Below are 7,843 nucleotides of genomic sequence, written 5' to 3'. Positions count from 1 at the left end.
CACTTGATCTGGGTGGCCGGGTTGGTCCGCCAGTCGGCACCGGCGGAGGACATCTTGGTGCCGGGGAGCGCCTGGAACATGCCGTAGGCCCCGGAGGAGGGGTTGACGGCCTTGTAGTTCCAGTCGGACTCGTGGTCCACGATGTTGCTGAAGCACTGGAACTGACCGGAGGGCACGATCTGCCGGGCCATCGCCTGGATCTGCGCGATCGAGTAGGAGCTCGAGACGGGGATGTCGGAGATGTCCTTGGAACGGCTGGCGGCGGCCTTGGCCTCCGTGCGCTCCTTGGCTTCCTTCGCCGCCTTCTCAGCCTTCTCGGCGGCCTCCTTCTTCGCGATCGCCGTCTCGGCGGCAGCCTTGCGGGCAGCCTCCTCAGCGTCCTTCTTCGCGCTCACATCGGCGGCGATGGCCTGTACGTCGGCCTGCTGCGTCAGCGACGCGGTCTGCACCTGGGCCTGCTGACCCGAGGGGATGTCCGCGAGCAACGTGGTGCCGTTTGCCGTCGCTTCGGCGTCGTTGTTCTGCGCGGTGCTGCCCGAGGCAACACCGACGACGCTTCCGACAGCGGTGACCGCCGTGGCCGAAGCCACTGCGAATCCCCGGACCGAGATCCGGCTCACACGGTTTCCTTCCAGCATCGCCCGCTTCGGTGACCCTCGCGGACGCAATCGTGCCCCTGGCACAGGCCTCCCCAACTACGGGTCACGGGAGGCACGGGCCCGGTGGGCAACTCCCTCGGGAGGGAGCGCCACGTGATGCGCGGGCGGCATACGACATCGCTATGCAGTTGATGCTGATGCTTTTGTGGTGCCGTACCGCTGGGGGTACAGGTGTGTCGTATGCGGGGCCTGACAGGAGTGAGACTCTGCCGTAACACGGCGGGGCAAGGCAATTCTGTGTTGGGTGTGAAAGCTCACATCCCGTTTGGCCCAGGAGATTCACGGAAACTGTCACGCGCGAAGGCGCCGCCCGGCTAGGCTCTTCGCCTTTCCGGACAGCGCCAACTACTGCGTAACCACCACCGCTTGGGGCAGGGCGGTCAGATCTGCCCGTCCTCGAGCATTTCGGTCACAAGGGCAGCGATCTGGGACCTCTCGGACCGGTTCAGGGTCACGTGCGCGAAGAGCGGATGCCCCTTCAGCTTCTCGACGACGGCGACGACACCGTCGTACCGGCCGACCCTGAGGTTGTCCCGCTGCGCCACGTCATGGGTGAGAATCACCCGTGAATTGGCCCCGATCCGGGACAGAACGGTAAGAAGTACATTCCTTTCCAGTGACTGTGCCTCGTCCACGATCACGAACGCGTCGTGCAGCGAGCGGCCCCGGATGTGGGTGAGGGGCAGGACCTCCAGCATCCCGCGCGCGGTGACCTCCTCGATGACCTCCCGGCTGGTGACCGCCGACAGCGTGTCGAACACGGCCTGAGCCCAGGGGCTCATCTTCTCCGCCTCGGAGCCGGGCAGATAGCCGAGCTCCTGCCCGCCCACCGCGTACAGCGGACGGAAGACCATCACCTTCTGGTGCTGACGGCGCTCCAGCACCGCCTCCAGGCCCGCGCACAGCGCCAGCGCCGACTTTCCGGTGCCGGCCCGGCCGCCCATGGAGACGATCCCGACGTCCGGATCGAGCAGCAGATCGAGCGCGATGCGCTGCTCGGCGCTGCGGCCCTTGATGCCGAACGCCTCACGATCCCCGCGTACGACACGGATGTTGCCCTCGGGCGTGACCCGGCCGAGCGCCTTGCCGCGCTCCGACTGGATGGTCAGGCCCGTGTGCACCGGGAGATCGGCGGCCTCGGGGACATAGACGTGTCCCTCCTCGAAGAGGATGTCCACCTGCTCGCCGGGCAGGGTCAGTTCGGACATTCCGGTCCAGCCGGAGGAGTCCGTGATGGCGAGTTCGGCGCGGTACTCCTCGGCGAGGAGTCCCACGGACGACGCCTTGATCCTGAGCGGGAGGTCCTTGGACACGACGGTGACGTCGAACCCCTCGGCCTGCAGATTGCGGGCGACCGCGAGGATGCGGGAGTCGTTGTCCCCCAGGCGGTAGCCGCTGGGCAGCACGCTGGGGTCCGAGTGGTTGAGCTCGACACGGACGGTCCCGCCGAGGTCCCCGGTCGGAATCGGGGAATCCAGGCGGCCATGGCGAATCCGGTAGTCGTCGAGCAGGCGGAGGGCCTGCCGCGCGAAGTAGCCGAGTTCGGGATGGTGCCTCTTGGCCTCCAGTTCCGTCACCACGACGATGGGGAGCACGACCTCGTGCTCGTCGAAGCGGCTCAGGGCGTTGGGGTCGGCCAGCAGAACGCTGGTGTCGAGGACATAGGTGCGCCGGTCTGGCTTGTGGCGCTTTGCGCTGGTCACCACGGAAGGACGTACCCCCTCGGAAGAGGTCGGGGAGCGACGGAGTGGAGCTGGACCGGTCGTCGGCCGCCCTGCGCGGGCCGAGAACCGGCCCTCCGCCAATTCGTCCGTGCTGTGACCGCACGATCGGGCTGGTGCAAAGGGCCTCCCGGGCGGACGGCCCCGTGCCGTCCGCTGAGATCCGACACCCGTGGTTCGGGCGTCGACCTGACAGGCTTATGCCCTCGAACGAGCGTCGCCATGCCACGGCATATGACGGCGAGCCGGTGAACTCCGTGTTACGTGCGTCTTCGGAGGGGTACCGGGAAGCGTTGCGACGTGCGGTGACCACGGTGCCCGGGCAGCTACCGGGCGGCGTACGGCCTCCCGCAAAAGTTCAGCGTTGTACGGCTCAGCCGCCGAAGCGCCGGTGGCGGGCGGCGTAGTCGCGCATGGCGCGCAGGAAGTCGACCTTGCGGAAGGCCGGCCAGAACACGTCGCAGAAGTAGTACTCGGAGTGCGCGGTCTGCCAGAGCATGAATCCGGACAGCCGCTGCTCGCCGCTGGTGCGGATCACCAGGTCGGGGTCGGGCTGGTCGCTCGTGTAGAGGTGACGCCCGATCATGTCGGTGTCGACGGCCTCGGCGAGCTCCTCCATCGAGGTGCCCTTCTCCTGGGCGTCGAGCAGCATCGAGCGCACGGCGTAGGCGATCTCCTGGCGGCCGCCGTAGCCGATGGCGACGTTGACCAGTATCCCGCCGACGTGCGCGGTGGTCTCCTCGGCCTCCTTGAGGACCGTCTGCATCCCGGAGGGCAGCAGGTCGGGGGTGCCCACGTGGTGCACACGCCAGCGGCCGTCGGCGGCCAGGGTGCGCACGACGTCCTCGATGATGCCGAGCAGCGGGCCGAGCTCGTCCTGCGGCCGGTCGAAGTTGTCCGTGGACAGCAGCCAGAGGGTCACGACCTCGACGTCGGTCTCACTGCACCAGCCGAGGAACTCCTCGATTTTCCCGGCACCGGCCCGGTGACCGTCGACGGTGCTGGAACCGGCGGCCTTCGCCCAGCGCCGGTTGCCGTCCATGATGACGCCGATGTGCTTGGGCACCTGAGCGTGGTCCAGGTGACCTTCCACCCGGCGTGCGTACAGCCTGACCAGCAGGCCACGCAGCTTGTCGCGCAGGTTCACGTGATTGTCAGCCCCTCCGTAAGGATCGGACAGGCCGCGATGCGCGGCCCGGTCGTGGCCGCAGGCGGTCCCTGCCCGTGTGGCAGTCCCCGGAGGCGAAGCCTACCCCCGCTGCGTCCCCGGGCCCCAATGGGTGCGGAGCGAAGGATTCCGGCCGGTGTTCCGGCCCGCTCCCGCACAGAAAAAAATCGGGCCGGTCCGTGGGGGGGGAGACGGACCGGCCCGAGGGGGGGGTTCCACCATAACCCTTCGTAAGTGATGCTGGGTGCATTGGCGTGCCACAACTACTCTCCGGAGCCACCCGACGACGGCGCGATGCCCGCGAAAGCCCTCGCCCATGGCTTGTTCTTGACTGAAACACGGCCGATATACAGCGAAATCGGGCACCCTCGGGCGAGATTCGGGGGATTTGACGCACCTTGGGATCCGCTCGGCGAGTTGTCCCCGGCGTCCCTCCGACGGGTGACCCGGCTGCGAACGCCGGCTTGACCCCGGAGCGGCCTCGTCGCCGCCTCAGCAGGGAGGCCCTGGCACCGCGCAGCCCCCTCCACTGCGCGGTACCGCCCGCGCAGCTTTGCTGACGCGAATTACCTTGGTCTGAACTTACGTGAGTGGCGGCACCGAAGGCGAGCCGCGGGCGATAACGATGTGAAAAACCTCGACGGAAGTTGCGCAAGTGGAGTGAGTGAAAGGAGTGACCCACCTGCGGGCGCCAAAGAGGACAGTTTCTGTCCTCGTTCGCGCCTACCGTCGCTCCATGACGACGACCGTGAGGATCACATGGGACGCCGCGAGCGCACGGCGTGCGGAGCGGCAGTTCCTGGCCGAGCCGGCCGGGAGCGGCACGCCGGTCGCCGAGGTGGTCGGCGCGATGGCGGGCGCGCACGCGCAGGTGCTGTCCGCTGCCGAGGTCTCGGTGGGGGTGCGGACGACCGGGCTGACGCGGGCGGACGTACGGACGGCACTCTGGGACGACCGGTCCCTGATCAAGACGTACGGTCCGCGCGGCACGGTCCATCTGCTCCCGGCGCGTGAACTCCCCCTCTGGTCGGCCGCCCTGACGGCGGTTCCGACCGGGCCGAGCCCGTTCCCGCCCGACGTACGGCTCACCGAGGAGCAGGCCCGCGAGGTCGTGGCGGCGATCGGCGACGCGCTCGACGGCAGGTATCTGACCCTCGACGAGCTGACCGAGGAGATCGTCGCCCGCACGGGCCCGTGGGCCGGTGACCGGGTGATGCCGGCGTTCCAGGACCTGTGGCCGCGCTGGCGGCAGGTGATGCACCGGGCGGGCTGGGCGGGCACGCTGTGCTTCGGCCCGAACCGCGGTCGCAAGGCGACGTACACGCGCCCGCCGCGCGCGGAGTCGGTGGCCGATGCGCCGGCCGATGCCCTGGCCGATGCGCTGGGCACCTTCGTCCGCCGCTATCTGCACGCCTACGGGCCGGCCACCCCGCAGCACTTCGCGAAGTGGCTCGCGGCACCGCCCGGCTGGGCCACCACCCTGTTCGGGGAGCTGGCCGCCGCGGGCCGTATCGAGGAGGTCGACTTCGAGGGGACACCGGCGTGGGTGGCGGCGGGTGACACCGACTTCCCGGACGGGCCCGCACGGGGTGTGCGGCTGCTCCCCTACTTCGACGCGTACGTCATCGCCGGGCAGCCCCGCGAGCGGTTGTTCCCCGGGGAGGCGTACCGGCGCGCCCTCGCGGGCGGCCAAGCGGGCAACTATCCGGTGCTGCTCGTCGACGGTGTGGCGGCGGGGGTGTGGCACCAGCGGCGCCGGGGCCGTCGCACGACCGTCACGGTCGAGCCGCTCGCCCGGCTGACGGCACGACAGGAACGGGAGCTGGGCGAGCAGGCGGAGCGGGTGGGCGAGGTGCTGGAGGCGACGGCGGAGTTGGTGGTGGGGGAGGTGACGGTGGGGCCGCATGCGTGATCAGGGGGCGAGGGGATGGTGTGTCCGGCTTGCGTGATCAAGGGCCAGGGGAAGCTGGGTTCGGCTTGCGGGCGTCGAAGAGGTGGCGGGTGCTGTGGGCGACGAAGGGCCCCTCGGCCCGGATCCGCTCGTGCAGCGCGCGGAGCTGCGGCTCGTACGCGTCGACGGTGAAGCCGGGAACCATCCAGACGACCTTGCGCAGGAAGTGCACGACCGCGGCGATGTCGTGGAACTCCATCCGCAGCCGCTCCGCCCGCAGATCGACGACGTCGAGCCCGGCGGCCTCGGCGTCGGCACGCTCACGGTCGGGGCGGCGCCCGTCGCGCACGTCGTCCGGTTGGGGCCCGAGGAAGTGCTCGACGAGTTCGAAGACGCTGGCCGGCCCGACGTGCTGGGCGAAGTAGGTCCCTCCGGGCCGGAGGACACGGGCGATCTCGTCCCAGTGCGGGCGGACGGGATGCCGGCTCACGACCAGGTCGAAGGCACCGTCGGCGAAGGGCAGCGGGGCGTCCTCGGGGGCGGCAACGACCGCGACTCCGCGCGGCCGGAGCAGGGCGGTCGCCTTGGCGACGTTGGGCGGCCAGCCCTCGGTGGCTACGGTGAGCCGGGGCTGGGTCGGGGCCGTATGGGCGTCCGGGGCCGCACGAGCATTCAGGGCCGCACGCGTATGCAGGGCCGTACGAGCAAGGGCGAAGTCGAGGACTTCTCCGCCCCCGGTCTGGATGTCGAGCACGGCACTCGCCCGCCCCAGCCGTCCGGCCAACGACGTCGCATACCCCCACGACGGCCGGGCCTCGGTGGCTCGCCCCTCGAACCAGGAGAAGTCCCATCCCTCCGTGGGGACGGAGGCCCCTTCGGCGACGAGGTCCTCGAAGGTGCGGTGCGGTTCCGGATGCTCAGGCCCCACTCTTACTCTCCCTCCCTCTCCTCTTCTCCCTCTCGCGTGAGGACGAGCACGACATGCTCGTTGTCTCCGTGCCGGACGACGCCGTCGCGGCGGAAGCCCTGCTTCTCCAGGAGACGAACGGAGCCGGTGTTCCCGCTGACGGGGTCGGCGTACAGCGGCCGGTTCTGTTCCCGCTCCAGGAAGAGGGCCAAGGCCCGGCTGCCGATGCCGCGTCCCCAGTACGGGCGTCCGAGCCAGTACCCGAGGAAGCGGCGGTCCCCGTCCCACCAGGCGACGACGCTGCCGGCCACGTCTCCGTCCACGGTCACGGTCTGCACGAAGACGGTGTCGTCCCCGAGGACGTTGGCCTTCCACTGCCGCATGAACGCGTCGCGCGGCCGGGGCGTGAACCTCGACCGCCGGACGGCTTCCGGTTCATGCTCGTACGCCAGGAAGAACTCCAGATCGGCTTCCACAACAGCTCGCAGCCGCACATCCACGTCGTCATCGCTCATGCCCGGATTACTCATGCCCGGAGTCTCGCAGCAGCCACTGACAACGGCCCTGAAGGGAATCGTTCGGCCCTCAGGGAACGAGCGGACGCACTTCCTCGGCGACGAACCGCACGAACCCCTCCGGGTCGGGCTCGTCCCCGGTCGGTTGCAGCACCACGGTGTCGGCCCCGGCCTCGGCCAGCCGCTCGACGGCCTTGGCGACGGCACCGGCGTCCCCGGCGACCCCGAGATCCGGAACGGACTCGAGCCCTTCGTCGGCCAGCTCGGCACGGAGCCGGTCGGCGGCACCGACCCCGGTCGCGGTCAGCAGATACACGACGACGGGATGCGGTCCGGCCCCTCGCCCGGCGGCCTCCCGCCCTCCGTCGATGAGCTGCCGCGCCTTGCGTACGCCCTCGGCATTGGTGGCGGCGGTGAGGATCGTCCCGTCGGCGGCCTCCCCGGTGAGCCGCAACGACCGCGGCCCGGTGGCCCCGGCCAGCACACCGCCTCCCCCACCCTCCGGCGGCCAGTCGAGCGCGACATCGTCCAGCTTCACGTACCGCCCGTCGGTGGTCACCCGCTCCCCGCCCAACAATGCCCGAAGCGCGACGAGATGCTCCCGCAGCAACGTCACCGGCGACTCGACCCGCGCCCCCACCTGCCCCATCCAGTCCTGCACACCATGCCCCACACTGACGATCGCCCGCCCCGGGAACATCCGGTGCAGCGAGGCCACCTCCATGGCCGTGATGGCAACATTCCGCAACGGCACAGGCAACAGCCCGACCCCGACCCGCGCCCGCTCGGTCCATGCGAGGGCTGCGGCGGCGGTGGAGATACCGCCTTCTCGGAAGCAGTCTTCCCAGAGCCAGAGTTGGTCGAGGCCTGTCTCATCGGCAATGCGGGCGACGGATCGAAGCCGCTCGGGGGCTAGTTGCGGACGGAACACTGCGCCGAGTTCGGTCATGAGATCTTCCTATCCGGCACAGAGCGGCTCCAC

At 69.8% G+C, this 7,843-nt stretch carries 7 protein-coding genes; 1 reads left to right on the top strand and 6 read right to left on the bottom strand.

Translation table 11 applies throughout. From position 1 onward, the window contains the following. The 3 genes from ACFTZL_RS09455 to ACFTZL_RS09445 form a co-directional block, all read right to left on the bottom strand. Window positions 1-620, bottom strand: a 620-nt coding sequence (locus tag ACFTZL_RS09455) for a lytic transglycosylase domain-containing protein (RefSeq protein ID WP_382579947.1), incomplete at its 3' end; no start/stop codon positions are given. A gap of 419 nt (window positions 621-1,039) precedes the next feature. Next, entirely contained in the window at window positions 1,040-2,365 is a 1,326-nt protein-coding gene (locus tag ACFTZL_RS09450) for a PhoH family protein (RefSeq protein ID WP_382579946.1), read from the bottom strand. A 388-nt stretch (window positions 2,366-2,753) separates the two neighbouring features. Beyond that, the gene (locus tag ACFTZL_RS09445) at window positions 2,754-3,527 is read right to left on the bottom strand and encodes an isoprenyl transferase (RefSeq protein ID WP_184590939.1); all 774 of its coding nucleotides are present in this window, start codon (window positions 3,525-3,527) and stop codon (window positions 2,754-2,756) included. 757 nt (window positions 3,528-4,284) lie between these two features. Between ACFTZL_RS09445 and ACFTZL_RS09440 the strand changes: the two genes are divergently transcribed. Beyond that, window positions 4,285-5,460 (top strand): winged helix DNA-binding domain-containing protein, encoded by a 1,176-nt coding sequence (locus ACFTZL_RS09440; RefSeq protein ID WP_382579945.1) that lies wholly within the window; start codon window positions 4,285-4,287, stop codon window positions 5,458-5,460. A gap of 37 nt (window positions 5,461-5,497) precedes the next feature. Here ACFTZL_RS09440 and ACFTZL_RS09435 read toward each other — a convergent pair whose 3' ends face one another. From ACFTZL_RS09435 to ACFTZL_RS09425, 3 genes are all read right to left on the bottom strand, one after another. Then, entirely contained in the window at window positions 5,498-6,367 is an 870-nt protein-coding gene (locus ACFTZL_RS09435; protein WP_382579944.1) for a methyltransferase domain-containing protein, read from the bottom strand. A 2-nt stretch (window positions 6,368-6,369) separates the two neighbouring features. Next, complete coding sequence (locus ACFTZL_RS09430) at window positions 6,370-6,861, bottom strand: GNAT family N-acetyltransferase (RefSeq protein ID WP_382579943.1); 492 nt, start codon at window positions 6,859-6,861, stop codon at window positions 6,370-6,372. A 70-nt stretch (window positions 6,862-6,931) separates the two neighbouring features. Continuing rightward, complete coding sequence (locus tag ACFTZL_RS09425) at window positions 6,932-7,810, bottom strand: LLM class flavin-dependent oxidoreductase (RefSeq protein WP_382579942.1); 879 nt, start codon at window positions 7,808-7,810, stop codon at window positions 6,932-6,934. Window positions 7,811-7,843: the final 33 nt, after the last annotated feature.

Source organism: Streptomyces sp. NPDC056948 (assembly GCF_042674225.1).
GTDB lineage: Bacteria > Actinomycetota > Actinomycetes > Streptomycetales > Streptomycetaceae > Streptomyces > Streptomyces purpurascens.
This window is presented reverse-complemented; position numbering and strand designations above follow the sequence as displayed.